Genomic DNA, 24800 nt, shown 5'->3' with positions numbered 1-24800 from the left:
CGGAGAGAATAGGGATGAAGTTCTCGCGCAGCCTGCTTGCCCTGATGGCGGTGATCGTCGTCGGCTTCGTGGTTCTCGGCGTCCGCCTGGTGATCTGGAGCGGCCAGAATTCCGAGGGCGCCAAGGCCATTCCGGCCATCGGCGGCCCCTTCCAGCTGACCGACCATAACGGCAAGGCGGTGAGCGACCGGGATTTCCGCAATCGCTACATGCTGATCTTCTTCGGCTACACCTTCTGCCCCGACGTCTGCCCGACCACGCTGTCCACGGTGACGGCGGTGATGGAGAAGCTGGGGCCGTCTTACGCCAAGAAGGTGGTGCCCATCTTCATTTCCGTCGACCCCGAGCGCGATACCGTGGCGGTGATGAAGGAATACGTGGGCGCCTTTTCCCCCGACATCGTCGGCCTGACCGGCAGCCCGGACGAGGTGGCCAAGGTGGCCAAGGAGTTCAAGGTCTATGCCGCCAAGGTCAAAGGCGACCGCCCCGAGCACTACACCGTGGACCATTCGGCCATCCTTTACCTGATGGGGCCTGACGGCAAGTTCGTGGCTCACTTCACCCACGGCATCTCGGTGGACGACCTGGCGGCGGGGCTGAAGAAGCACGTTGGTTAAAGGGCTGATCATCGCCGCGCCCGCCTCGGGCAGCGGCAAGACCACGCTGACGCTGGGCCTGTTGCGCCTGCTGGCCCGCCGCGGCGTGGCGACGGGCTCGGCCAAGGTGGGGCCGGACTACATCGATCCGGCCTTCCACGCGAGCGCCTCGGGCCGGCCCTGCTACAACCTGGATTCCTGGGCCATGCGCGCCCTTACCCTGGGCGCCCTGGCGGCCAAGGCGGGCGACGGGGCCGAACTGCTGGTCTGCGAGGGCGTGATGGGGCTGTTCGACGGCGCCTTCGTGCCCGCCGGCCAGCCCGACGGCAGCACCGCCGACCTGGCCGCCATGACCGGCTGGCCGGTGGTTCTGGTCATCGACGGGCGCGGCATGACCGGCTCGGCGGCCGCCGTGCTGGCCGGCTTCGCCCATCTGCGGCCCGACGTGCGCATCCGGGGCGTGATCTTCAACCGGGTGGCGGGCGACAAGCACAAGGCGGCCATCCGGGCGGCCTGCGCCATGTCCTGCCCCGACATTCACCTGCTGGGCTTCCTGCCGCCCTCGTCGGGCCTCGAGACGCCGTCGCGCCATCTGGGGCTGGTCCAGGCGGCCGAGCGCGCCGACCTCCAGGCCTTTCTCGACGGCGCCGCCGCCCTGGTGGAACAGCATCTGGACGTGGACGGACTGGTCGCCCTGGCCCGGCCGTCCCGATTGCCCGGCGGTACCGGTGCCGCCACGGTGCCGCCCTTGGGCGCCCGCATCGCCGTGGCCCGCGACACCGCCTTCGCCTTCGCCTATCCCGCTTTGCTGGAAGGCTGGCGGGATGCCGGGGCCGAGCTTTCCTTCTTCTCGCCCCTGGCCGACCAGGGACCGGAAAGCGCCGCCGACGCCGTCTATCTGCCGGGCGGTTACCCTGAGCTGCATGCCGGGCTGCTGGCGGGCAATGCCGGTTTCCTGGACGGCGTGCGCAATGCTGCCAAACGCGGCGCGGTGCTCTATGGCGAGTGCGGCGGCTACATGGTGCTGGGGCGGGGAATGGAAGACGCCCAGGGGACCCGCCATGCCATGGCCGGGCTGCTGGGCCTGGAAACCTCGTTTGCCAGGCGCAGGCTGCATCTGGGCTATCGCCGGGCTACCTTGGCCGCCGACGGGGCGCTGGGCCGGAGCGGCGGGGCCTTTCGCGGCCACGAATTCCACTACGCCTCCATCCTGGCCGAGGAGGGGGCGCCGCTGTTCAGCATCTCCGACGCGCCGGGCGCCCTGCTGGGCCGGGCCGGGCTGGCCGAGGGGCGGGTGAGCGGGTCCTTCGTCCATCTGATCGATACGGCCGCCTCCCCTTGAATGTGCTGCGGCGCAGCATGAAATGATTCCAGGGTCAAGGCGAATTCTGCACCATAGTGCCGAATAATTTTGTTGCGGGGAATGTCATCCGCCTGTAACAAAAAACCACGCCACCGTTCCAATCAGCCTGGGATCGACGGACATGCTCTATCACCTGCACGAAATGCAGCACCACGCTTTCGCCCCCATGCGCATGCTGGCCGAGGCCATGCAGTCGGTGTACAGCCACCCCTGGGTGCCCATGGCCTATACCAAGTTCGGCCGCACGGTGGCGGCGACGGCGGAGCTGGTGGAGCGGACCACCCGGCGCTATCCCAAGCCGCCCTTCAACCTGCACACCACCACGGTGGACGGCGAGACGGTGAACGTGGTCGAGCAGGTGGTCCACCACACCCCCTTCTGCAATCTGCTGCATTTCAAGCGGGTGGTCGAAGGGCGCAACGACCCCAAGGTGCTGTTGCTGGCCCCCATGTCGGGCCACTTCGCCACCCTGCTGCGCGGCACGGTGGAGACCATGCTGCACGAGCATGACGTCTACATCACCGATTGGATTGACGCCCGCAACGTGCCGCTGGCCAAGGGCGACTTCACCCTGGACGACTACATCGACCTGCTGGTGGAGTTCATGGAATTCCTGGGGCCCGACACCCACGTCATGGCGGTGTGCCAGCCGTCGGTGCCCATGCTGTGCGCCGTGTCGCTGATGGCGGCCGAGGGCAACCCCAACCAGCCGCGCTCCATGCTGATGATGGGCGGCCCCATCGACACCCGCGTCAACCCCACCAAGGTCAACGACGTGGCCACCCACAAGCCGCACTCGTGGTTCGAGCGCACGGTGATCCACTCGGTGCCCATGAACTATCCCGGCCATGGCCGCAAGGTCTATCCCGGCTTTTTGCAGCTGCACGGCTTCATGAGCATGAATCTCGAGCGCCACGTGGGCGAGCACGTCAAGCTGTTCCAGAACATGGTCAAGGGCGACGGCGATTCCGCCGCCCAGCACCGCGAGTTCTACGACGAGTACCTGTCGGTGATGGACCTGCCGGCCGATTACTACCTGGAGACCATCCGCAAGGTGTTCCAGGAGCACCACCTGCCCCGTGGCGTCATGGTGTCGCGGGGCCGCAAGGTCGACCCCGGCGCCATCCGCCACACCGCCCTGATGACCATCGAAGGCGAGAAGGACGACATCACCGGCGTCGGCCAGACCAAGGCGGCCCACGATCTGTGCGTCAATCTGGCGCCCGAGAAGCAGCGCTACCACCTGCAGCCCAAGGTGGGCCATTATGGCGTCTTCAACGGCCGCCGCTGGCGCGAAGAAGTCTATCCCAATGTCCGCGAGTTCATCCGCCAGCACGACAAGGGATGATGTTCGCTATTTGTTCTTGACCTCTGCCGGGCGAGCCGTTAGGTTCATCCCATCAACACCCGAACCATGTCCGGCCGCCCCGTCATTCGATGGGGCGGTCGTTTCATTTGGAGGCAGAGATGGGCTTTGATCCCAACCAACCGCGTGACCGCCGGGGCCAATGGTCCAAGCACCCCAATTCCGATTTCCGCAATCAGATCTCGGCGCTGGAGAATTCCTACGATAAGCCCAACGACGGCTACGGCGAGGCCAATCTGAAGATCTCCGGCCAGCCGCTGGGGCGTTACCAATTGACCCGGACGGCCTTGGAGGATGCCGGCTGGCGCAGGGCCGACGGCTCGTGGACCGCCAAGGCGGAAGCCGAGGGGGTGACCAGCATCGGAGATTTTCTCGACAATCCCGAGGCCCAGGAAAAGGCCATGACCGACGTCATGCGCCGCAACGAGGAGCAGGCCATGGGCAAGCGGCTCTATGACCGGGTCGGGACCACCTATGTCGGCGTTAACGGCGACAACATCACGGTGACCGAGGCGGGCATCGCGGCGGCGGCCCACCGCCAGGGAGCCGGTGAAACGGCCCGCTATTTTCGTGACTTGGACAGCTATGGCGGCCATTCCCACGGCCAAGCGCTTTCCGATATCCATCGGTCGATCGAGACGCGATTGCGGCTGGCGGAGCCGACCGCCTATAGTCGTTTGAAGCGATAGCTTCGAGTTGAGCCATGAGATTATCCAGACTGGAATGTGTGTCTGTTCTGGCCGTTCTGGCATTGGCCGCCTGCGCAGGCGAAACGATTCAGACGCTCCAGTTTACCTCGCCGCAATCTCAGGACGTCACCGATGCTGCCATCCAGGGGCTGGGTCAAATTCTGGGGGACTACGATTTCGATCACTTCCGGGACCGCTTACGCCGTGGATTGGAGGTTGTGGAGGTTGACCTGGACGAAGATGGTATGCCGGAGATCATCGTTTCCCTGTCAGTAGGGGAGCATTGCGGCAGTGCCGGTTGTGCCGCCTACGTCATGAAGCGCCACGGCGACCGCCTGCTTCCCATCGGCGAGATGGTGACCCAGGGGGAGGTCGAGGTATTGCCGGAGCGGGATAAGGGGTATCATCGCCTGCGCAGCCCCTATGTCACCCTGTTCTGGGCGGGGCGGGAGTATTTCGAGGAGGACTGGTACCGCGAGGCCAAGGCCAAGTGCCGGCTCCGCTCCCATTTCGGATACCCCCAGGACCCTTGCGGTCCGTGAAAACGAGGAACCTGATGTCGCCGTCCCGGCCCGCCGCCGAACCCGATAGCCCCGACGCCCCGCCCTTCTGGCGGACCACCCCGCTGTCCGCCATGACCCGGGAGCAGTGGGAATCGCTCTGCGACGGCTGCGGCCGCTGTTGCCTGCACAAGCTGGAGGACGCCGACACCGGCGAGGTCCACTACACCAACGTGGCCTGCCGGCTGTTGAACCTGCACACCTGCGGCTGCAAGAACTATGCGAAGCGCTGGGACCAGGTGCCCGATTGCGTCGAGCTTTCCCCGGTGGTGCTGCCCACCCTGAAATGGCTGCCCTCCACCTGCGCCTACCGGGTGCTGTCCGAGGGCAAGGTGCTGCAATGGTGGCATCCGCTGGTCTCGGGCGATCCCGAGACGGTGCACCGGGCCGGCATCTCGGTGCGCGGCAAGGTCATCGCCGAATCGCGCGCCGACCTCCTGGACTACCACGTGGTGACCTGGCCGGAATAGCAGGTCGCCTTCGGGCGGATCAGCGCCCGAAGATCCCCTTCAGCAGATCGTCGATGGCCCCGCCGATGCCCTTGGCCACGTCGCCGGCCGCCTGGGCGGCGCCGGCCACGAAGTCGCCGACGCTTTCGGCCGGATTGGGTTCGGCCGGAATCTCGGGCGTGCGCAGCGGCCGGGCGGGCAGGCCGCGATGGGCGGCGACCATGATCTGCTTCCACAACTGGGCGGGCAGGCCGCCGCCGGTGACCTTCTTCATCTCGATGCGGTAATCGTCGTTGCCCATCCACACGCCGGTGACGTAATCGGCGGTGAAGCCCATGAACCAGGCATCGCGGTAATCCTGGGTGGTGCCGGTCTTGCCGGCGGCCGGGCGGTCCAGGCGCGCCGCCTTGCCCGACCCTTGGGTGATGACCGCGCTCATCATGTCGTGCATGCGGGCCAGGGCGGCGGGCGACACCACCTGGCCGAAACCCGCGCCCTGGCGCTGATACAGCACCTGACCCTGGGGATCGGTGATGTGCGACACGCCATAGGCGGCGATGCCGTATCCGCCGTTGGCCAGGGCGGCATAGGCGGTGGTCATCTCCAGCAGCGATACCTCGCTGGTGCCCAGCGCCAGGGTGGCGTCGCCCCGCAGATCGGCGGTGATGCCGAGACGGCGCGCCGTGGCGATCACCCGGGCGGGGCCCACTTCCTCCACCAGCCTGACGGCGACGGTGTTGACCGATTCGGCCAGGGCCTGACGCAGCGGAATGGGGCCGAGATACTTGCCGGTGTAATTGCCGGGGCTCCAGTTGCCCAGCCGGATGGGGGCGTCGTCGTAGACGTCGTCGGGGGTGCGGCCCTTCTCCATGGCGGTAAGGTAGACGAAGGGCTTGAACGCCGAGCCCGGCTGGCGCAGCCCCTGGGTGGCGCGGTTGAACTGGCTGTCGTCGTAATCCTTGCCGCCGGTCAGCGCCCGGATGGCGCCGTCGGGGCTCATCACCACCACGGCGCCCTGGGAGGCGTGGGCCTTGGCGCCGGGGCCGGCCATCATGGCCTTGAGGTCGGCCTCGACCTTGCGCTGCAGGCTGATGTCCAGCGTGGTGTGGACGACGATGTCCTTGCCCGCCACCTCGCCGAACTGGTCGAGATTGCTCATCACCCAGTCGGCGAAGTAGCGCCCGGCCGGGATGGGGCGCTTGACCAGCTGGGCGGCGCCGGTGACCTGAACGGTGTCGGCGGTTTTCTGGTCGATGTAGCCGGCCTTGACCATGTTGTCCAAGACGTCACTGGTCCGCTTGCGCGACGCCTCGGGGTCGTTCAAGGGCGAATAGCGCGAAGGCGCCTTCAGCAATCCGGCCAGCACGGCGGCCTGGTAGACGTCGACCTTGCGGGCCGAGACGTCGAAATAGCGCTTGGCGGCGGCGTCGACGCCGAAGGTGCCCGAGCCCAGATAGACCCGGTTGAGGTAGAGCCCCAGGATCTGTTCCTTGGAAAAGCGCTTTTCCAGCCAGAAGGCCATCAGCACTTCCTGCACCTTGCGCTTCATGTTGCGGTCGGGGGTGAGGAACAGATTCTTGGCCAGCTGCTGGGTGATGGTCGAGCCGCCCTGCACCGTGTGCCCGGCCCGCAAATTGACGAACAGGGCGCGGGCCAGTCCGATGGGATCGACGCCCCAATGGCTGTAGAAGCGCCGGTCCTCGGTGGCCAGCACCGCCTGGGCGATGAAGGGCGACATCTCGGCCAGTTCCAGCGGCTCGCCGTAGAGATCGCCATAGGCGGCGAAGGTCTCGCCCTCGACCGAATGGAACACCACGCTGGGCCGCCGGGTCTGGGCGGTCATGCGGTCGATGTCGGGCAGGTCGATGGCGTAATAGGCGACGATGCCGGCCACGCCGATACCGGCCCAGATGACCAGCGTCAGGCCCCACATCAGCAGGCGCCGCAGCCAGATCCGCCGGCCGCCGCCATTGCCGCCGTTCTTCTTCGGCGCCTTGGGCTTCCTGGGCTCGCGGGGCTCGCGCGCCTTTTTCGAGGGCGGCGGCTCGCGCGGCGGCATCTCGCCCCCGGAGCCGCTGGGCAACAGCCGGTCGGCGGGGTCGATGGAAAGTTTGAACGGATTGCCGGCGCCCTTGGGACGCGAAGGAGGAACAGCCATGGCGCCTTCTACCACGGGGCGGGGGCCGCTCGGAACTGGCAACATCCGTTCATTGGATGTAGAGTCCGGTCGAATCTCTTGAAGAGGCCCTGATCATGGAAACCCTGTCGCTTGCCATCTCGCCCGAACTGAAGCAGCGCCTCGAGGCGCTGGCCGCCGAGACCGGGCAGACGGTGGGGGAATGCCTGGCCGTCGCGGTCAAGGAATACGTCGAGAACTGGGAAACCCACCTCTCGGACGTCCATCAGATCGACGAGCACGAGGCCCGTGCCGTGCTGAAGGCCGCGGTCAACGAATAGAGCCACAGGCATCGCCCCAACGTGAAACGCCGCCCGGTTTGGGCGGCGTTTTCGTTTATGGGCCGTGATTGCGGCGGAAGTATGGAATTGCGTGTCATTCCGAGCGTAGCGAGGAATCTCCGTCTGCTCCGTCGCCGCCAGTTCGGAAACGTCGCGCCAGGATGAGATCCCTCGGCTTCGCTCGGGATGACAAAACACCTACTCGCCGCTGGCGATGCGCTCCACCAGCTGCTTCACGGTCGGGATGAAGCCGTTCTTGTAGAACGGGTCCGAGCCGAAGCGGTAGGCGTTGTGGCCGGCGAACATCAGCTCGTGCTCCACGTCGCCGCCATGGCCGATGTTCTGCAGGGTCTTCTGGATGCAGAAGCTGCGCGGATCGGCCTTCTTGCCGGTGGTGCCCGCCTCGTTCTGGGCCCAGTTGGAGAACATGCACTGGGACAGGCAGCCCATGCAGTTGACCTGATCGATGCGGATCTCCTCGGCCTTGTCGGGGGTGACGAAGACCAGGGTGGAATCGGGGGTGCGCAGAGCCTCGGTGAAGCCCTCGTTCATCCAGCCCAGCGCGCGGTCGCGGTCGTGGGGGGTGACCCAGACGATGCGCTTTCTGGCGCCGATGGGCAGCTCGGCCTCGTGGTCGCCGACGCATTCGCTGGAATAGGGGATCTGGTGGTCCAGGCGCTGGCACAGCTCGTTGATGAAGCCGTTCTTCACTGCCGAGGAGTAGAAGCCGGTGGGGCTGAAATGGTGCAGCAGCACGTCGCCGGGCTTGAGCGTCAAGAGGCGCTGCTTCCACTCGTTGGAGATGGGGCTTTCCTGGGTCAGCAGCGGGCGGGTGCCGTACTGGAAGGCGATGGGGCCCAGTTCGGGATTGCCGATCCAGTCCTCCCACTCCTTCAGCCACCAGACGCCGCCGGCCATGAAGATCGGCACGGTGCCGGGCACGCCGCATTCCGTCATGGTCTTGCGCAACTCGGCGACACGGCCATAGGGGGGCTCGGGCTTCCTGGGGTCCTCGGAATTGGACAGGCCGTTATGGCCGCCCGCCAGCCAGGGGTCCTCGTAGACCACGCCGCCCAGCAGTTGGCCGTACTTGTGGTAGGCGCGCTTCCACAGCGCGCGGAAGGCCCGCGCCGACGACACGATGGGGTAGTAATAGACGCCGTAGCGCGCCGCGATCTCGGCCACGCGGTAGGGCATGCCGGCGCCGCAGGTGACGCCGTGAATCAGGCCCTTGGCCCCGTCCAGAACGCCTTCCAGAATCTGCTCGGCGCCGCCCATCTCCCACAGCACGTTCATGTGGATGCGCCCCTGGCCGCCGGCCAGGTCGTGGGCGATGCGGGCCTGGGCGATGCCGCCCCGGATGCCGTAGGCGATCAGCTCGTGGTGTTTCTCGGTCCTGGTCTTGCCGTGATAGACCATGTCGATGCGATTGCCGTTCTCGTCGTAGAGATCGGCATTGACCCCGGAGAAGGTGGCGACGCCGCCGGCGGCCGCCCAGGCGCCCGAGCTTTCGCCGTTGGAGACGTTGATCCCCTTGCCCCCCTCGACCAGGGGCAGGACCTCGCGGCCGGAAATCAGGATAGGATCGAGCGCTTTCACGTCAGGGGTAACTCCTCGCATGACCACGGCGGGCTCTCCCAGGCCTGCCGATGACGGCACATATATAACCCTTTGTCGTCATGCGCCACAGTGACGTTACGAACTCATGACGAATGAGGAAAATCGCTGAACACGCCGGTGACGCCCCAGTCCCGAAGCTGTCGCGCCCGGACGGGGTCGTTGACGGTATAGGCCCGGACCTGAAACCCCGCCCCCCTTGCGTTTTCGACCCGCTCCGCCCTCAGCGGGCGGTGGTCCAGATGCAGGGCGCCGACGTCCAGGCCTTGCGCCTGGTCGCGCCAGCCGGGGGCCAGGCTTTCCAGCAAAAGGGCGCGCGGCCAATGGGGCGCGACCCGGCGGGCGGCTTCCAGGCAGGGCGCGTCGAAGCTGGAGACCAGCGGCGGGGCGACGCCATCGGGCCACAGGCGGAGCGCCAGGGCCAGGGCGGTCTCGGCGGTTCCGGCCTCGCGCCCCCGGTCGGGCTTGATCTCCATGTTGACCGCCAGACCCAGGTCGAGGCACAGGCCGAGCGCCTGTTCCAGGCTGGGGACCTTTTCTCCCGCGAAGGCGGGCGCGAACCACGATCCGGCGTCCAGGCGGGCGATGTCGGCCCAGTCCCGCCCGGCCACCGGGCCGGCGCCGTCCGTGGTGCGCTCCAGGGTGTCGTCGTGGAAGACCAGCGGCACGCCGTCTTGGGACAGCCGCACGTCGAACTCGACCATGGCAAGGCCGTGGGCGTGCGCGGCTCGAAACGATGACAGGGTGTTCTCAGGCGCGAGGCCGGCCAGTCCGCGGTGGCCGATCAGGATCATCCCAGCCGGCGCTTCACCGCGTCCAGCACCTGCTCCACCGGGATGGCGCGCATGCAGGCGGGATCGGTGCAGGCGGTGCTGCGGTGGTTCATGGCCGAGACGCAGGGTGAACAGGCCAGCCGGGCGGTGATGAACTCGGCCTTGTCGTTGAGCGCGCCGTAAAGGGCGGGGGTCTCGGGGCCGAACAGCACGATGGTGGGCAGGCCGACGGGTGCCGCGAAGTGGGCCGGGCCGGAATCGTTGGTGACCATCACCGCCGACAGGGCGTACAGCGGAATCAGGTCCTCCATGCGGGTGAAGCCGGCCAGATTGCAGATGCGGTCCGAACCGGCCGCCGCCACCAGGGTCTCGGCCTCGGCCTTTTCCGAGGCCACGCCGGTGATGATGATGGCCAGATCGTCGTGGTCCGCCAGCAGCCGGCGGGCCACCTCCTTGTAGCGGTCATAGGGCCAGCGGCGCAGCGGCATCAGCTCGCTGGCGTTGGGGTTGAGGATCACCCAGCGCCGGGCGGTCTTCAGCACCGGATAGGCCTCGAACAGCCGGGCCTTGAAGGCGTCCAGCACCTCGGCCGACGGCGTCACCGGGGCGAGGCGGATATCGGCTTCAGTGAAATGGACCTTGCCGTGGGGCGTGGTGCCATCGGGCTCGGTCAGGGCGTGGACCTGGGCCATGAAGCACTTGGCCACGTGCTGGTGGGGGTTGTAGGGAACGCGGTGGGTCAGCAACTCGCCGCGATACAGTCCCTCGGTATGGAAGCGGTGGAACCCCACCCGCTTGGGCGCGCCCGACAGGAAGGTCAGCAGCGCCGAGAAGCGCGAGAACATCTCCATGTCGATGGCGGCCATCAGGTCCAGCGAACGCATGGTGCGGATCATGGCCAGCGTGTCCGTCGCCAGCGTCCACAGGCTGTCGGCGCGGATGGTCAGCATGTTTTCCCGCGCGATGGTGCCCATGATGTCCAGGCTGGGCCGGTTCTTGGCGAAGATCAGGAAATAGACTCGGGCATCGGGAAACAGCGCCTGCGCCCGCTTCAGGGCCGCGTCGGCGATGACCGCGCTGCCCATCTCGGACAGTTCGATGAACAGGATGTTCTTGCCCGCCTTGGGCGCGGGCGGGCTGAAGAAGCAGCGGATGCGCCAGTAAAGCGTCATCAGGAAGGTGAGCGGGACCCCCGCCCAGAAATCGATCTGCCGCATCCTGTCGACGTTCACGACCGCCTCACTTGTTCTCGAAGGTGCCCGAGGTATAGCCCTCGGCCAGCCAGATTTCATACCGATCGACCACTTTGCCCCCCCAGGCCCTCTCCACCGTAGTCAGCAGCGTCAGGCTGCGGAAGGACCGGCTTATATCCTGAAGCGCGTAGAAGCTGTCCTTGATCACGTACAGCCCGTCACGCCCGGCCAGGGTGGCGGCGTCTTGCGCATCATACGAAGGAATTCGCGGAAAGCCAGCCGAACCGGTCAGGAAGACGATGGGGTGCCCGGGCAGGTAATAGGTCAGCAGCCCGGCCACTTCGTGCTTGCTGGCGAAGACGAAGGAATCGGGGCGCTTGGCCAACTCGCCCTGGACCGCCCGGGTCAGGGCGTCCCAGCCGCCCAGGCGGCTCATGGGGTCGGATTTGACGGGAATGGGCAGCCGCGCCGTGGCCATCTGGACGTAGGTGGCCGCAACCATCAGGCCGCCCAGGGCCACCGCCGCGATCCAGGCCCAGCGCAGGCTCTTGCGCCAGTTGGGCCCCAGCGTGACCCAGGCGCCCGAGGTGGCGATGGCGGCGCCCAGATAGGCGGGGCCGGGCCAATGGGGCTGCACCAGTCCGCCCAGGCTGTGCCTGATGAAGAAGGCCAGCAGCGGCGCCGAGGTGGCGCCCAGCAGGAACCAGCCGGGCCGCCCCTGCCGCCAGCCGGCCCACAGGGCCCAGCCCATGCCCCACAGCATGAAGGCGAAGATCAGCGGCGTCACCGTGCCCAGTTGGGTCCCGAGGAACGTGGAGAGGCTTTTCAGTGGCGAACTGACCGGCACATCGAAGGAATGGGACAGCTGCTTCTTGATGGACACCCAGTCGTGCTGGGCGTTCCACACCAGCACCGGCAAGGTGCAGGCCAGCGCCAGGATGATGGCCGCCCAGAAATGCGGGCTCTTCCACCAGCGCCTGGCATCGGGGAACAGGGCGAAGACCGCCAGGATGCCCGGAGCGATCAGCACCATGGTGTATTTGGAGGTGAAGCCCAGGCCGAGCGAGAGCCCCAGCACGTACAGCCAGCGCACCCTCCCCTCGTCCAGCAGGCGCAGCATGGCCCACAGCGACAGGGACCAGAACACCAGCAGCGGCGAATCCGGGGTGACGATCACCCCGGCGGCGGCGAACAGGATGGTGGCGTTGAGCAGGACGACCGCCCACCAGCCGGCGCGGATGTCGGAAAAGGCCAGGCGGGCGATGTCGAAGACCAGCACGGTGACGCCCGCCACGGCCAATACGGCGGGCAGGCGGATGGCGGCTTCCGATTCGCCGAACAGGGCGGTGGTCGCGGCCATCCACCAGGCCATCATGGCGGGATGGTCGTAATAGGACAATTGCAGGTCCCGCGACCACAGCCAGTAATAGGCCTCGTCCCCCGACAGCAGGGTGCCGCCGGCCAGCCACAGATGCGCCAGGGCGGCCAGGATCACCGCTCCGGCCAGCAACGCGCTGTCTTTCGCTCGAATAATCATGGCTCCGGCGGCTTGGACAATGGGCGATGGGGCAATAGCATGAAACGCCCCTCTCGACCAGCCGCCACCTTGCCCGGCGCATCCGCCCCGGCTATACCCTTGGGGAGCAAGGATGGAGGAGGCCCCATGTCCCGTTTCACCGCCGCGAAGCCGTTGATCGCCGTTTCCCTCGCCTGCGGCCTGCTGGCCGCCTGCAGCGGCGAGCCCTCCGAGGCCGACATGAAGGCCGCCGTCGAACAGACCTTCGGCGGCATGAACGAGCAATTGGGCGGCGTCGGCAAGCTGATCGGCAAGGACCTGTCCACCAAGGTCAAGGGCTTCAAGAAGCTGGCCTGCGCCGAGGCCAAGGGCAATCCCGGCTTCGCCTGCGATTTCGAGATGACCCTGGACGGCCCGCTGGGTGCCAAGACGGAAAAGGCCTCGGGCCGCTTCGTCAAGGGCGACAAGGGCTGGGCCGTCTTCGAGAAGTGACGCGCCGCACTCCGCTCCGTCATGCCCGGACTTGATCCGGGCATCCATGCGGCGCCACGTGGATGGCCGGGTCGAGCCCGGCCATGACGCTATGGGCTAAGCCACCTTGGGCGCCGCCTCGGCCAGGATGGCCCGCAATTCCGGGATGCACGAGCCGCAATTGGTACCGGCCTTCAGCATGGCGCCGATTTCCGCGACGCTGGACAGGCTGTGGTCGCGGATGGAAGCCCGGATGGCCGCCAGGCCGACGTTGAAGCAGGCGCAGACCGTCTTGTCGCGGCCGCGGTCGCCGCCGGGCGGCGCGCCGGCCACCAGGGTGGCCCGTTCATCGCCGGCAATGGCGGCGCGGCCGAAGGCGGCGGCCACCCAGTCGGGTGAGAAATCGGTGGCCCAGGGAAAGACGAACAGCACCGCATCCAGGCGGCCATCCACCAGTCGCGCACCACGGTAATGACCGCGATTGGGGTCGAGGAACTCGATCCATTCCCCATCCTCGCCCAGCCATTGCCTGGCGGTGGCGGGCCAGTCCTCGCCGCCTTCGCCGGCCAGCCGCCAGATGGAATGGGCCTGGCCCGCCGCCTTGGCCCAGTAGAACGAGCGGGGCAGCTCTACGGAATTGCGCGACAGCAGCACCCCGTGCCAGGCGGCGGCCAGGGGCTCGACCATCACCGGGGCCTGCTTCAGCTCCGGCTGGCCCGAATGGGGGTCGGTGGCGGCGTCGATCAGGCTGCCCACCACCGCACCCGACGCGGTGCGGTCGTTCCAGTGGATGGGGGCGAAGACTTCGCCCAAGCGCTGGCCGCTGTCGTGGGCGACGCGCAGGACCACGCTGGCTCGCGCCCCCGAGACCCTGGACAGCCCGCCATCGGCGAGGCCGAAGCGGACGGCGTCCCTGGGATTGACCAGCAGCACCGGCTCGGGCGCGTGGGCGGCCAGCCGGGGCGAGCGCCCCGTCCGCGTCATGGTGTGCCACTGGTCGCGCATGCGCCCCGTATTGAGGATCAGGGGAAAGGCCTCGTCTGTGGCCCGCGCCGGCGGGCGCGGCGTGATGCCGAGCATCCGGGCCTTGCCGTCGGGGTGGTAGAAGCGGCCATCGGCGAACAGGCGCGCCGTGCCCTTGCCGGGGGTCTTCACCGGCCACTGGATGGGCTCGATACTCTCGTAATCGGCCCCCACCAGACCCGACAGGTCCAGGTCGCGGGCGCCGTTGTTCTCGAAGGCGGTGAGGCGGCAGAACTCGTCGAAGATGGCGCCCGTGTCGGCCCAGGCGAAGGAATCGGCAAAGCCCATGCGCCGCGCCACCTGGGCGATGATCCACCAATCGCCCCGCGCCTCGCCCGGCGCGGGCAGGAAGGGACGCTGGCGCGAGATGCGGCGCTCGGAATTGGTGACGGTGCCTTCCTTCTCGCCCCAGGCCAGCGCTGGCAGGCGCACATGGGCCAGCCGGGTGGAATCGGTGTCGGCCTCGCATTCCGAGACCACCACGAAGGGGCAGGCCTGCATGGCAGCGCGCACAAGGTCCGCCTCGGGCAGGCTCACCGCCGGATTGGTGGCCATCACCCACAGGGCCTTGATCCTGCCCTCGGACACGGCGCGGAACAAATCCACCGCCTTCAGGCCCGGCCGGGTGGCCATGCGCGCCGCGTTCCAGAAACGGCCGACCCGATCCACGTTGGCCTCGTCGAAGCCCATATGGGCGGCCAGCATGTTGGCCAGCCCTCCCACCTCACGCCCGCCCATGGCGTTGGGCTGGCCGGTGAGCGAGAACGGCCCCATGCCGGGCCGGCCGATGCGCCCGGTGTAAAGGTGGCAGTTGATGATGGCGTCAACCTTGTCGGTGCCCGACGACGACTGGTTGATGCCCTGGGACCAGAGGGTGACGGTCTTCTCGGTGTCGGCGAACCACGAGAAGAACTGGACGATCTGCTCGACGGGCACGCCCACGTCCAGTTCGGTCTCCTCGCCCTTCAGGTGGGCGAGCAGCGCATTGAACAGAATGGCGTCCGAGCCCGGGCGGATGGCCAGATGCAGATCGGCGCATTCGGCGGTGGCGGTGCGGCGCGGATCGACCACCACGATGCGCATGTCGGGCCGCCGGGTCTTGGCGGCCAGGATGCGCTGGAAGATGACGGGGTGGCACCAGGCGGCGTTGGAGCCCACCAGCACCACCAGATCGGCCAGGTCCAGATCCTCGTAGCAGCCGGGCACGGTGTCGGATCCGAAGGCGCGCACATGGCCGGCCACGGTGGACGACATGCACAGGCGGGAATTGGTGTCGATGTTGGCCGAGCCGATGAAGCCCTTCATCAGCTTGTTGGCGGCGTAGTAATCCTCGGTCAGCAACTGGCCCGAGACGTAGAAGGCCACGGAATCCGGGCCGTGTTCCCTGATGGCGGCGGAGAATTTCTCCGCCACCAGATCGAGAGCGGGCTTCCAGGCCACCCGGTCCGCCCCGATCATGGGATGGAGCAGGCGACCGTCCAGGCCGATGGTCTCGGCCAGGGCCGAGCCCTTGACGCACAGGCGGCCCAGATTGGCGGGATGCTCGGGATCGCCCTTGACCACCCATTCGGCGGAATCGTCCAAGCGCGCGGCGATGACGCCGCAGCCGACGCCGCAATAGGGACAGGTGGTGCGGACGATCTCGGGCATGTCAGCCATGGGCCACCTTTTTCGCGATTTCGAGCTTCAGCCAGACCTGGCCGTCGGCCACCCTGGAGTCCACCGGGCGGGTGCAGCCCTCGTCGGGGGCGGTGGCCTCGCCGGTTTCCAGGTCGATGGTCCAGGAATGCAGCGGGCAGACCACCACACGACCGCTGACGATGCCTTCGCTCAACGGGCCGCCCTTGTGGGGGCAGCGGTTGTGAAGGGCGAAGATCTCGTCGTCCCGGGTGCGGAACACCGCGATGTCGCCCTTGGGCGTCTGGACGGTGCGGGCCCCCAGGCGGGGGATGTCTTCCACACGTCCGATCTTGATCCAGTCCTGCATGGCTTCAGCCCACCTCGGCCAGGGTTTCGAATTCGTGCGCGTCCACGGCGCCCGAGGCCCGTTCGGCCCAGGGATCCACTTGCGCGTATTTCTGCGAGAAGACGAAGCGGGCGAAGGCGGCACGGCGGCCTTCGGCGTCGTCCACCACCCGCCTCTTGATATAGTCCATGCCGACCCGCTCGACCCACGGCGCGGTGCGCTCCAGGTAGCGGGCCTCTTCCCGGTAGATCTGCATGAAGGCGCCGGAATACTCGAGCACCTCTTCCTCGGTGGCGACCCGGACCAGATGGTCGGTGCCGCGCAGCTCGATGCCGCCGTTGCCGCCCACCGAGATGTCGTAGCCGGCCTCGACGCAGACGATGCCGATATCCTTGATGGTGGCCTCGGCGCAATTCCTGGGGCAGCCCGACACCGCCAGCTTGACCTTGTGCGGCGTCCACGACCCCCACATCAGCTTCTCCAGCTTGACGCCGAGGCCGGTGGAATCCTGGGTGCCGAAGCGGCACCATTCCGAGCCGACGCAGGTCTTGACCGTGCGCAGGCCCTTGGAATAGGCGTGGCCGGAGATGAGGCCCGCCCGGCCCAGGTCGGCCCAGACGGCGGGCAGGTCCTCCTTCTTGACGCCCAACAGGTCGATGCGCTGGCCGCCGGTGACCTTCACCGTGGGGATCTCGTACTTGTCGGCCACATCGGCGATGGCGCGCAGTTCGGAAGGCGTGGTGAGCCCCCCCCACATGCGCGGCACCACCGAATAGGTGCCGTCCTTCTGGATGTTGGCGTGGACGCGCTCGTTGATGAAGCGGCTCTGGTAGTCGTCCACGTACTCGCTGGGCCAGGCGCACAGCAGGTAGTAGTTCAAGGCCGGGCGGCACTTGGCGCAGCCGTCGGCATGGCGCCAGCCCAGCGCCGAACGCACCGCGTCCTGGGTCTTCAGGCCCTGGGCGAGGATCTGCTTCCTGACCTCGTCATGGGAATGGTCGGTGCAGCCGCACATGCCGGCGGCCTTGGCCTCCACCACCTCGCCGGTGACGTGCGACAGAATGGCCTGGACCACCGAGGCGCACTGGCCGCAGGACGCAGAGGCCTTGGTGTGGGCCTTGACCTCGTCGAGGCTGGTCAGCCCCTTCTCGGTGATGGCCTTGACGATGGCGCCCTTGGAGACGCCGTTGCAGCCGCAGACCTGGGTGTCGTCGCTCATGGCGGCGACGTTGACGCCGCCCCCGTGCCCCTTGCAGCTGGTATCGGCATAGGCCTGGCCGAAGATCATGCGGTCGCGGATGGCGGCCACGTCCGCCTTTTCGCGCATCAGCTGGAAGTACCAGGAACCGTCGGCCACGTCGCCGTACATTACGGCGCCCACCACGCGGTCGGCGCGGATCACCAGCTTCTTGTAGATGCCCTTCGCCGAGTCGCGGTAGACCAGCTCCTCGTCGGCCTCGTCCTGGGCGGCCAATTGCCCGGCCGAGAACACGTCGATGCCGGTGATTTTGAGCCGGGTGGACAAGGGCGGGGTCTCGTAATGGAGATCGTCGCGGCCGGCCAGGCGCGAGGCGCAGACCTTGGCCTGCTCCCAGATGGGGGCGACCAGCCCGAAGATCTGGCCCCGGTGCTCGACGCACTCGCCCACCGAATAGATGGCGGGGTCCGAGGTGGCCATGTCGTCGCCCACCTCGATGCCGCGGTTGATGTCCAGGCCCGAGGCCTTGGCCAGGTCGACATTGGGGCGGATGCCGATGGCCACCACCACCAGATCGGCGGGAATCTCGCGGCCGTCGGTGAGCTTGACGCCCCGGGCGCTTCCCTCGTCGGCGCCCATGATCTCCTCGGTCTGGCCCGAGGTGAAGAAGTGGAGCCCCCGCTCGGTCAGGTCCTTCTGCAGCAGGCCGCCGGCCTCCACGTCCAGCTGGCGCTCCATCAGGGTGGGCATCAGGTGGACCAGGGCCACGGGCATGCCGCGCCGCTTCAGGCCCCAGGCGGCTTCCAGGCCCAGCAATCCGCCGCCGATCACCACGGCGCGCTGCTTGGCCTCGGCTGCCGCCAGCATCTTGTCCACATCGGCGATGTCGCGGAAGGCGACCACGCCGGGCAGGTCCAGGCCGGGCAACGGCGGCATCAGCGGCTTGGAGCCGGTGGCCAGCAGCAGCTTGTCGTAGGGCACCACCAGGCCGTTGGCGGAGGTCACCGTCTTGGCGGCGCGGTCGATGGCGACCACCGGATCGCCGGTGTGGAGCCGGATGGCGTTCTCGGCGTACCACTCGCGGGTGTTGATGACGATGTCGTCCACCTGCTTTTCCCCGGCCAGCACCGAGGACAGCATGATGCGGTTGTAATTGGGGTGGGGCTCGGCCCCGAATACCGTGATGTCGTAGCGGGCCGGCGCGATGGCCAGCAATTCCTCGACGGTGCGCATGCCGGCCATGCCGTTGCCGATGACGACCAGCTTCTGGCGGGGAAGAGCGTTCATGTGAGGTCTCCTGATTCGGTCCGTGCCGCCGGGGCGGAGGCGATGATGCGGGAGGTGAAGGGATCGAAGGTGGCGCCGCCCAGCAGCAGGTCGGCCCCCATCTCCATGGGCCGCGTGGCCTTCAACAGGGTCCAGGGGCCGGCGTGGGCGCCCTCGGTCTTGTAGTCGGTGAGCGGCACGCGCAGGCCCAGCGCCAGGGCGGCCACCCGGTAGAGGTCGGGGCGGAACACGGCTTCGGCGGCGGACCGCGTGTCCAGCCCGGCGGGCGCCATGTCCCAGCGCTTCATCATTTCCAGGTGCCACATGGCCTGGGAGCGCCAGGGGAAGTTGGCGGCATGGGCGTGGAAGGTGATCAGGTCCCTGGGCAGGCCGTGCTCGCCCAGCAGCGGCGCCAGCAGGGCGTCGAGCGGAGCGTTGACGTATTGCGGCTGGGCCAGCAGTTCGGCCAGTTCCGAGCGGTTGTCGTCGCACCATTGGGCGGCGCTGATCAGGGCCTGCAGCACCGCCAGATGGGTTTCCGGGTGGCTTTCCGCCCAGCCCTGGGTGACGGCGAAGACCTTTTCCAGCCGTCCGGCGAAGATGTCGCGGCTGGTCGCGGCGATACGTCCCAGATTCATGCGCGCCGCCAGACTGCCCCAGGGCTCGCCGACCGAGTAGCCGACGATGTTGCCTGCCGACAGGAACGAGATCATCTGGGGCGGCGGCACCACGGTGAGGGCGACGTCCTTCCGGGTATCGATGCCGGCGGCTTCCATCCACAGGCGCAGCTCGGCGGCGTGGGAGGAATAGGGATAGACGGTGGCGAACGTCATGGGCGCACGCCCGCAGTTCTTGTCGGCCTCGATGACCCGCTTGAGGGCGCGGGCCGAGACGGGGACGGCGGCCATGGAGTCGGGATCGGCCGCCTCCATGCGCTCCCACAGGGCGTTGCCGATGGTGATGGTGTTGCCGCCCAGATTGAGCGCCATGCCGGCGGCCATGGGCACCCGGATGGGCGACAGCCCCAGGCTCATGGCCAGCGGCATGGGAGCCAGCATCTGGGCGCCGTCCAGCGCGCCCACCGCCACCTTGTCGCGGATCGACGCCCACGAGGCTTCGCGCGACAGCTCCACGTCCAGGCCCATCTCGGCGAAGAAGCCGCGCTCCTTGGCCACCACCAGGGGGGCCGCGTCGATCAGCGGTACCATGCCAAGCTTCAGACGGGTCTTTTCCAGGTTCATCTCGTGGGTCCCTCGGCCAAACAAAAAAGGCGTTCCGCGGAAATGCTCGTCGCCGGCCCATTTGGGGCAGCGTCGAATTTCCGTGGAACGCCTTTGTTCCTTCGCCCCATGAGCCGCTGCGTCGCGGCACCGGGGCTTTGTACTGGGCGGTGAGCCTCGCCATTGAGGTTGCCGCCGGTATTAAAATCTCGATCTCTGCTCTGCACACCCCATGCCAAGGCCGGAACGGCGGATCGGCTGGGCTTTGTCGGCAGATGTGCCTAAAAAATAGGCCCTCAAAAAAGACGTGTTCCAAAACTAGACTATGCCGCGTGGCTGGCCGGGGCGTGGCCGTGCAGGAAGCGCAGCACCTCGGCCCGCAGGTGGTTGTAATGGGGGTCGGCGGCCAGATCGACGCGGCGGCGCGGACGCTCCAGGTCGATGTCGAGAATCTGGCCGATGGTGGCGGCCGGGCCGTTGTTCATCATCACGATGCGGTCGGACAGCAGCACGGATTCGTCCACGTCGTGGGTGATCATGATCACCGTATTGCCCAGCCGGTTGTGGATTTCCATCAGGCTGTCCTGCAGGTGGGCGCGGGTGAGCGCGTCCAGCGCCCCGAACGGCTCGTCCAGCAGCAGCACCTTGGGCTCCATGGCCAGGGCGCGGGCGATGCCGACGCGCTGCTTCATGCCGCCCGAGATCTCGCCCGGCTTCTTGTCCTTGGCCTGGTCCATGCGCACCAGCGACAGGTTGTGCATGGTCCAGTCATGGCGTTCGGCCTTGGTCTTGGTCTTGCCCAGCACCTTGTCCACCGCCATGCGCACGTTGTCGTAGACCGTGAGCCAGGGCAGCAGCGAGTGGTTCTGGAACACCACGGCGCGGTCGGGGCCGGGGGAGTCCACCTCGCGGCCTTCCAGCAGCACGCCGCCCTCGGTGGCCTGCAGCAGGCCGGCGACGATGTTGAGCAGGGTGGACTTGCCGCAACCGGAATGGCCGATCACCGAAATGAACTCGCCCTTCTCGATGCGGAGCTTGACGTCGTCCAGGGCGCAGAACGATCCCTTGTCGGTCTTGAAGGTGATGCCGACGTTCTCGATGGAGAGATAGGCGCTCATGACGGAAATCCTTTCTAGCTCGAGAATTTCTGGCCGACGAAGGTGATCATGCGGTCCAGCATGAAGCCCACCAGGCCGACATAGATCAGGGCCAGGATGATCTCGCTCATCAGCGAGCTGTTCCAGGCGTCCCAGATGAAGAAGCCGATGCCCACGCCGCCGATCAGCATCTCGGCCGCCACGATGGCCAGCCACGACAGGCCGATGCCGATCTTCAGGCCGGTGAAGATGTAAGGCACAGTGGCGGGGATGACGATCTTGAAGAAGAACTCGATGGGCGACAGGCGCAGCACGGCGGCGACGTTGCGGTAATCCTGGGGGATGTTGCGCACGCCGACGGCGGTGTTGAGGATGATCGGCCACACCGAGGTGATGAAGATCACGAAGATGGCGGACGGGTCGGCCTGGCGGAAGGCGGCCAGCGAGATGGGCAGCCAGGCCAGCGGCGGCACGGTGCGCAACACCTGGAAGATGGGGTCCAGCGCCCGGTAGGCCATGGTGCTCTGGCCGATCAGCACGCCGAGAAAGATGCCGGCCAGGGAGGACAGGGCGAAGCCCACCGCGACACGCTTCAAGGAGGCGAACAGGTGCCAGAACAGGCCCTTGTCCACGCCGCCGCGATCGAAGAACGGATCGGCGATCAGGCCCCAGGTATCGTGCACCACCTTGGCCGGGCCGGGCAGCATGGCGCCGGGGCCGGAACAGGCCAGTTGCCAGATGCCCAGCACCACCGCCAGCCCGATCATGGGCGGCAGGACGCGGCCGGCCACCTCCTTCGCCTTCCTGGCGGCGGCGCTGACCGGGACGACGGGCTTGTACGCGGTGGCCTTGGTGGTGTCGGGGGTCACGCCGACGGGATTGGTAGCCATGGTCATCTCATCCTCCTCGGTCAGACCGCCACGCGCTTGATGGCGAGGCTCTTCAGGTAGGCGGCGGGGTTGGCGGGGTCGAAGGTCTTGCCGTCGAAGAACTTCTCGATTCCGCGCGAGGTGGAGGCGGGGATCTGCGCCGCCGGAACGCCCAGATCCTTGGCGGCGGCCCGCCAGATGTCCTCGCGATTGACCTGATTGATCAGCGCCTTGGCGTCGAGATCCATGGGCTGGTAGCCCCAGCGCTGGTTCTCGGTCAGGAACCACAATTCGTGGCTCTGGAAGGGATAGGAGGCGAAGTCCTTCCAGAACTTCATGACGTGGGGGCTCTTTTCCACCAGACGGCCGTCGCCGTAATTGATGAAGCCCGAGGCCCGCGCCACGATGTCCTCGACCGGCACCTTGAACCATTCGCGGCCGGAGACGATCTTGCACATCTCCTCGATGTTGGCCTCGCACCACTGGGCGGCCTCCATGACCGCCATGGTGACGGCCTTGGCCGCCTTGGGGTTCTTCTCCACCCAGTCGGCGCGCATGGCCAGGCTCTTTTCCGGATGATTGGCCCACAATTCGCCGGTGGTCAGCGCCGAGAAGCCGATGCCCTGGTGGGCCAGCTGGTCGTTCCACGGCTCGCCGACGCAGAAGGCTTCCATGGTGCCCACCTTCATGTTGGCCACCATCTGGGGCGGCGGCACCACGATGGTGGAGACGTCCTTGTCGGGATCGATGCCGTTGGCCGCCAGCCAGTAGCGGATCCACATGTCGTGGGTGCCGCCGGGGAAGGTCATGGCCACCTTGATCTCCTTGCCCGCGGCGCGGCCCTTGGCCAGGGCCGGACCGAAGGCCTTGGCCTCGGTGGTCAGCTTCAGCTCCTTGTAGGCGTTGGAGACCGAGATGCACTGGCCGTTGGTGTTGAGGCGCGCCAGGATGTTCATGGGCACCTTGGCGTTGTTCTTGGTGATGCGGCCCGAGCTCATCTGGTAGGGCATGGGGGTCAGGATATGGGCGCCGTCGATGCCGCCGCCGGCCGAGCCCAGTTCCAGGTTGTCGCGCGTGGTGCCCCACGAGGCCTGCTTCAGCACCTGGACGTCGGGCATGCCGTGACGCGCGAAGAAGCCCTTCTCCTTGGCGATGATCAGCGGCGAGGAATCGGTCAGCGCGATGAAGCCGAACACGGCGCCCTTGACCTCCGGGGCGTCGCCGGCGGCGGCCCAGGCGCCGCCGGGCAGGGCGGCGCGGGCCGCGGCCAGCACGGCGGCGGAGGCCAGGACGGAACGGCGGGAGATACCCTTGGTCGTGGTGCTGTTGCTGGTCATGGTCGTCGTGTCCTTAAACGTTAGCCAAAACGCAAAAAAGGCGTTCCGCGGCGTCACGCCATCCCATGAAGGGGGCGCAAGTCCGTGGAACGCCTTTGTTCCTTGTTCGGCCTGGCCGGCATCGTCGCCGGATGGGCCGTCCGTGATCTCGTGGGGCGGGACCTCGCCATTGAGGGGCTTCGCCTTCACTGGGAAGGGAAAGCAACCTCCGTGCCAGGCTGGAATTTGGCCGGTTCAGTGGGTTTGCGGCGCTGCGGCATGCGTCATGTGACTAAAATTTAGCCACATGCGCGATAGCGTCTATGTTTTAGGCATTAAGCCTGCCCCGGGTCGGGTTTCCCCCGCCCGTGACCGTCCGATAGGCATTCGATGATAAAAGCGGCAGATCAGCCGAGCAGTTCGGCGGCCTCGATGATCTTGTTCGCCACGTCGATCAGGCGCTGCTTCTGATCCATGGCCATGCGCCGCATCAGGCGATAGGCCTCGTCCTCTTCCACCTTGCGCCGCTTCATCAGAATGCCCTTGGCCTTCTCGATCTGCTTGCGCTCGGCCAGGGTGGTCCGCGCCTTGTCCAGTTCGCCCCGCAGGGACTGGAACTGGGCGAAGCGGGCGATGGCCACGTCGATCACCGGGCGGACCCGGTCGGGCTTCAGCCCGTCCACCACATAGGCGGAAACGCCCGCCTCGACCGCCGCCTTGATGGTTTCGGGCTTGCCGTCCTGGGCGAACATCACCACCGGGCGGCCCTGTTCGATGCCGACGCGGCGCATGTCCTCCAGGGTGTCGCGGTCGGGGGAATCGATGTCGACGATGATCACGTCGGCGGCCAGTTCCGCCACGCGGGCGGGCAGGCCGGCGCCGCTGGCGAACACCGCCACCACGGTGAAGCCGTCGGCTTCCAGCGACGAACGGACCATTTCCGCCCGATCCCGCTCGTCGTCCACCACGATGACCCGCAAACCCATGTCCGCCCCTTGTGACTGTGCCGGAGCTAAACAAGCATGCATCATGCCAGTTGCCGAGCCGCCCCCGCCTCCCCAACGTGGGGCCTCGGCGATGCATTGCAATGCTTTGTATCGGTGCTACCCTCGACGGGTGACGTGATCAAGGAGTGGTCGCCGTGGGCGGAAAATTGGCATTGACGCTTCTTCTCGCGGCCGTGACCGCCTTTCCCGCCCTGGCCGGCGGCAAGGGCGGCAAGGAAGGCGGCAGCGGCGGCGGCGAATCCCAGGGCGCCATGTGGGCGACCTTGCCGGGCCCGCGGGACGTGGAGGTGAAGCCGCCCCAGGCCAGCGAAAGCCTGGGCACCGTGGCGGTCATCGCCACCATGTGGGCCGGGTCGGGTTCGGCCAAGTGCCGGGTCAATTTCGTGGTGGAGAATTATTCCTCGGCCAATGTGGCGCTGGGCTTCATCGCGCGGACCTTCGGGGCCAAGGACGAACTGGTGGACAATTGGGCGGTCAGCGTCGCCACCCTGGCGCCCAACGGCCGCACCGGACGGCTGTTCTCGTGCACGTTGGGGGCGACCCAGTTCACCATCGTTCCCACCGCCGGCTATGACTGGCCGCCGGTCAAATGCGTGAAGGCGGGGGAAGAGACCGAGATGTGCCCGCTCACCCTCAAGCTCACCTCCACCGTCCCCATCGCGCTCGGCAAGGAAGAGAAGAAGCCGGAAAAGCCCGAGGACAAGAAGGCCAAGAAGTAGCATATCCTCGACTTCTTTCAGGCTTGCCTTCCCATGGCGGCCGCCCTAGGTTCGGTCGCTCAAGGGGGG

General features: G+C 67.2%; 22 protein-coding genes. 9 read left to right on the top strand and 13 right to left on the bottom strand.

All coding sequences use genetic code 11. The features are described 5' to 3' along the window. The first annotated feature begins 14 nt into the window (after positions 1-14). The 6 genes from WV31_RS03380 to WV31_RS03355 all read left to right on the top strand — a co-directional run bounded on the left by WV31_RS03380 (position 15) and on the right by WV31_RS03355 (position 5044). The gene (locus tag WV31_RS03380; RefSeq protein ID WP_085372265.1) at positions 15-617 is read left to right on the top strand and encodes an SCO family protein; all 603 of its coding nucleotides are present in this window, start codon (positions 15-17) and stop codon (positions 615-617) included. Further along, positions 610-1938, top strand: coding sequence for a cobyrinate a,c-diamide synthase (locus WV31_RS03375; protein ID WP_085372264.1), 1329 nt, complete (start codon positions 610-612; stop codon positions 1936-1938). Before WV31_RS03380 ends, WV31_RS03375 begins: the two co-directional genes overlap by 8 nt. A gap of 142 nt (positions 1939-2080) precedes the next feature. Beyond that, positions 2081-3307 (top strand): polyhydroxyalkanoate depolymerase, encoded by a 1227-nt coding sequence (locus WV31_RS03370; protein ID WP_085372263.1) that lies wholly within the window; start codon positions 2081-2083, stop codon positions 3305-3307. A gap of 119 nt (positions 3308-3426) precedes the next feature. Continuing rightward, complete coding sequence (locus tag WV31_RS03365) at positions 3427-4014, top strand: hypothetical protein (RefSeq protein WP_085372262.1); 588 nt, start codon at positions 3427-3429, stop codon at positions 4012-4014. Between the two features lie 38 nt (positions 4015-4052). Continuing rightward, positions 4053-4556: a hypothetical protein gene (locus WV31_RS03360; protein ID WP_085372261.1), complete on the top strand. Its 504-nt coding sequence runs from the start codon at positions 4053-4055 to the stop codon at positions 4554-4556. Positions 4557-4570: 14 nt separating this feature from the next. Beyond that, complete coding sequence (locus WV31_RS03355) at positions 4571-5044, top strand: YcgN family cysteine cluster protein (protein ID WP_085372260.1); 474 nt, start codon at positions 4571-4573, stop codon at positions 5042-5044. A 19-nt stretch (positions 5045-5063) separates the two neighbouring features. On the opposite strand, the gene WV31_RS03350 is transcribed toward WV31_RS03355, so the two are convergent. Further along, a complete protein-coding gene (locus WV31_RS03350; RefSeq protein ID WP_085372259.1) occupies positions 5064-7181 on the bottom strand; it encodes a transglycosylase domain-containing protein in 2118 nt (705 codons plus the stop codon). A 95-nt stretch (positions 7182-7276) separates the two neighbouring features. On the opposite strand from WV31_RS03350, the gene WV31_RS03345 reads away from it, so the two are divergent. Continuing rightward, positions 7277-7480, top strand: coding sequence for a ribbon-helix-helix protein, CopG family (locus WV31_RS03345; protein WP_068428219.1), 204 nt, complete (start codon positions 7277-7279; stop codon positions 7478-7480). 198 nt (positions 7481-7678) lie between these two features. Here the strand turns inward: WV31_RS03345 and WV31_RS03340 are convergent, their stop codons facing one another. From WV31_RS03340 to WV31_RS03325, 4 genes are all read right to left on the bottom strand, one after another. Next, positions 7679-9079, bottom strand: coding sequence for an NAD(P)H-dependent flavin oxidoreductase (locus WV31_RS03340; RefSeq protein WP_085372258.1), 1401 nt, complete (start codon positions 9077-9079; stop codon positions 7679-7681). A gap of 104 nt (positions 9080-9183) precedes the next feature. After that, positions 9184-9891 carry a glycerophosphodiester phosphodiesterase gene (ugpQ, locus tag WV31_RS03335; RefSeq protein WP_237051475.1) on the bottom strand — a complete coding sequence of 236 codons (708 nt, stop codon included), beginning with the start codon at positions 9889-9891 and terminating at the stop codon, positions 9184-9186. Further along, on the bottom strand, positions 9888-11102 hold the full coding sequence (locus WV31_RS03330; RefSeq protein ID WP_237051474.1) for a glycosyltransferase family 9 protein: 1215 nt from the start codon (positions 11100-11102) through the stop codon (positions 9888-9890). Before WV31_RS03330 ends, ugpQ begins: the two co-directional genes overlap by 4 nt. A gap of 7 nt (positions 11103-11109) precedes the next feature. Beyond that, positions 11110-12600 carry an ArnT family glycosyltransferase gene (locus WV31_RS03325; RefSeq protein ID WP_085372256.1) on the bottom strand — a complete coding sequence of 497 codons (1491 nt, stop codon included), beginning with the start codon at positions 12598-12600 and terminating at the stop codon, positions 11110-11112. Between the two features lie 126 nt (positions 12601-12726). Here WV31_RS03325 and WV31_RS03320 point away from each other — a divergent pair, with 126 nt between their 5' ends. Then, positions 12727-13071: a hypothetical protein gene (locus WV31_RS03320; RefSeq protein ID WP_085372255.1), complete on the top strand. Its 345-nt coding sequence runs from the start codon at positions 12727-12729 to the stop codon at positions 13069-13071. A gap of 96 nt (positions 13072-13167) precedes the next feature. On the opposite strand, the gene WV31_RS03315 is transcribed toward WV31_RS03320, so the two are convergent. The 8 genes from WV31_RS03315 to WV31_RS03280 form a co-directional block, all read right to left on the bottom strand. Further along, positions 13168-15732: a nitrate reductase gene (locus tag WV31_RS03315; RefSeq protein ID WP_168185840.1), complete on the bottom strand. Its 2565-nt coding sequence runs from the start codon at positions 15730-15732 to the stop codon at positions 13168-13170. Next, a complete protein-coding gene (nirD, locus tag WV31_RS03310) occupies positions 15725-16060 on the bottom strand; it encodes a nitrite reductase small subunit NirD (protein WP_085372253.1) in 336 nt (111 codons plus the stop codon). Before nirD ends, WV31_RS03315 begins: the two co-directional genes overlap by 8 nt. 4 nt (positions 16061-16064) lie before the next feature. Beyond that, positions 16065-18524 carry a nitrite reductase large subunit NirB gene (nirB, locus tag WV31_RS03305; protein ID WP_085372252.1) on the bottom strand — a complete coding sequence of 820 codons (2460 nt, stop codon included), beginning with the start codon at positions 18522-18524 and terminating at the stop codon, positions 16065-16067. After that, positions 18521-19744, bottom strand: a complete 1224-nt coding sequence (locus tag WV31_RS03300; RefSeq protein WP_085372251.1) for a CmpA/NrtA family ABC transporter substrate-binding protein — start codon at positions 19742-19744, stop codon at positions 18521-18523. Before WV31_RS03300 ends, nirB begins: the two co-directional genes overlap by 4 nt. A 302-nt stretch (positions 19745-20046) precedes the next feature. After that, entirely contained in the window at positions 20047-20841 is a 795-nt protein-coding gene (locus WV31_RS03295; protein WP_085372250.1) for an ABC transporter ATP-binding protein, read from the bottom strand. Between the two features lie 14 nt (positions 20842-20855). Continuing rightward, the gene (gene ntrB, locus WV31_RS03290; RefSeq protein WP_085372249.1) at positions 20856-21716 is read right to left on the bottom strand and encodes a nitrate ABC transporter permease; all 861 of its coding nucleotides are present in this window, start codon (positions 21714-21716) and stop codon (positions 20856-20858) included. 14 nt (positions 21717-21730) lie between these two features. Next, positions 21731-23026 (bottom strand): CmpA/NrtA family ABC transporter substrate-binding protein, encoded by a 1296-nt coding sequence (locus WV31_RS03285; protein WP_085372248.1) that lies wholly within the window; start codon positions 23024-23026, stop codon positions 21731-21733. 386 nt (positions 23027-23412) lie between these two features. After that, positions 23413-23991, bottom strand: coding sequence for an ANTAR domain-containing response regulator (locus tag WV31_RS03280; protein WP_085372247.1), 579 nt, complete (start codon positions 23989-23991; stop codon positions 23413-23415). Positions 23992-24164: 173 nt separating this feature from the next. On the opposite strand from WV31_RS03280, the gene WV31_RS03275 reads away from it, so the two are divergent. Further along, on the top strand, positions 24165-24731 hold the full coding sequence (locus WV31_RS03275) for a hypothetical protein (RefSeq protein WP_085372246.1): 567 nt from the start codon (positions 24165-24167) through the stop codon (positions 24729-24731). The last annotated feature ends 69 nt before the right edge of the window (positions 24732-24800 follow it).

The sequence above is a fragment of the Magnetospirillum sp. ME-1 genome (assembly GCF_002105535.1).
In the GTDB taxonomy this organism is placed as follows: Bacteria; Pseudomonadota; Alphaproteobacteria; order Rhodospirillales; family Magnetospirillaceae; genus Phaeospirillum.
The sequence above is the reverse complement of the archived record's forward strand: the minus strand, read 5'-3'. Positions and strand labels throughout refer to the sequence as shown.

What these genes read in the sequence shown, in the direction of transcription:
- WV31_RS03380 (WP_085372265.1), top strand. Translation starts at nt 15, where the DNA reads ATGAAGTTCTCGCGCAGCCTGCTTGCCCTGATGGCGGTGATCGTCGTC.
- WV31_RS03370 (WP_085372263.1), top strand. Translation starts at nt 2,081, where the DNA reads ATGCTCTATCACCTGCACGAAATGCAGCACCACGCTTTCGCCCCCATG.
- WV31_RS03365 (WP_085372262.1), top strand. Translation starts at nt 3,427, where the DNA reads ATGGGCTTTGATCCCAACCAACCGCGTGACCGCCGGGGCCAATGGTCC.
- WV31_RS03355 (WP_085372260.1), top strand. Translation starts at nt 4,571, where the DNA reads ATGTCGCCGTCCCGGCCCGCCGCCGAACCCGATAGCCCCGACGCCCCG.
- WV31_RS03350 (WP_085372259.1), bottom strand. Translation starts at nt 7,181, where the DNA reads ATGGCTGTTCCTCCTTCGCGTCCCAAGGGCGCCGGCAATCCGTTCAAA.
- WV31_RS03345 (WP_068428219.1), top strand. Translation starts at nt 7,277, where the DNA reads ATGGAAACCCTGTCGCTTGCCATCTCGCCCGAACTGAAGCAGCGCCTC.
- ugpQ (WP_237051475.1), bottom strand. Translation starts at nt 9,891, where the DNA reads ATGATCCTGATCGGCCACCGCGGACTGGCCGGCCTCGCGCCTGAGAAC.
- WV31_RS03325 (WP_085372256.1), bottom strand. Translation starts at nt 12,600, where the DNA reads ATGATTATTCGAGCGAAAGACAGCGCGTTGCTGGCCGGAGCGGTGATC.
- WV31_RS03320 (WP_085372255.1), top strand. Translation starts at nt 12,727, where the DNA reads ATGTCCCGTTTCACCGCCGCGAAGCCGTTGATCGCCGTTTCCCTCGCC.
- WV31_RS03315 (WP_168185840.1), bottom strand. Translation starts at nt 15,732, where the DNA reads ATGGCTGACATGCCCGAGATCGTCCGCACCACCTGTCCCTATTGCGGC.
- nirD (WP_085372253.1), bottom strand. Translation starts at nt 16,060, where the DNA reads ATGCAGGACTGGATCAAGATCGGACGTGTGGAAGACATCCCCCGCCTG.
- nirB (WP_085372252.1), bottom strand. Translation starts at nt 18,524, where the DNA reads ATGAACGCTCTTCCCCGCCAGAAGCTGGTCGTCATCGGCAACGGCATG.
- WV31_RS03300 (WP_085372251.1), bottom strand. Translation starts at nt 19,744, where the DNA reads ATGAACCTGGAAAAGACCCGTCTGAAGCTTGGCATGGTACCGCTGATC.
- WV31_RS03295 (WP_085372250.1), bottom strand. Translation starts at nt 20,841, where the DNA reads ATGAGCGCCTATCTCTCCATCGAGAACGTCGGCATCACCTTCAAGACC.
- ntrB (WP_085372249.1), bottom strand. Translation starts at nt 21,716, where the DNA reads ATGACCATGGCTACCAATCCCGTCGGCGTGACCCCCGACACCACCAAG.
- WV31_RS03285 (WP_085372248.1), bottom strand. Translation starts at nt 23,026, where the DNA reads ATGACCAGCAACAGCACCACGACCAAGGGTATCTCCCGCCGTTCCGTC.
- WV31_RS03280 (WP_085372247.1), bottom strand. Translation starts at nt 23,991, where the DNA reads ATGGGTTTGCGGGTCATCGTGGTGGACGACGAGCGGGATCGGGCGGAA.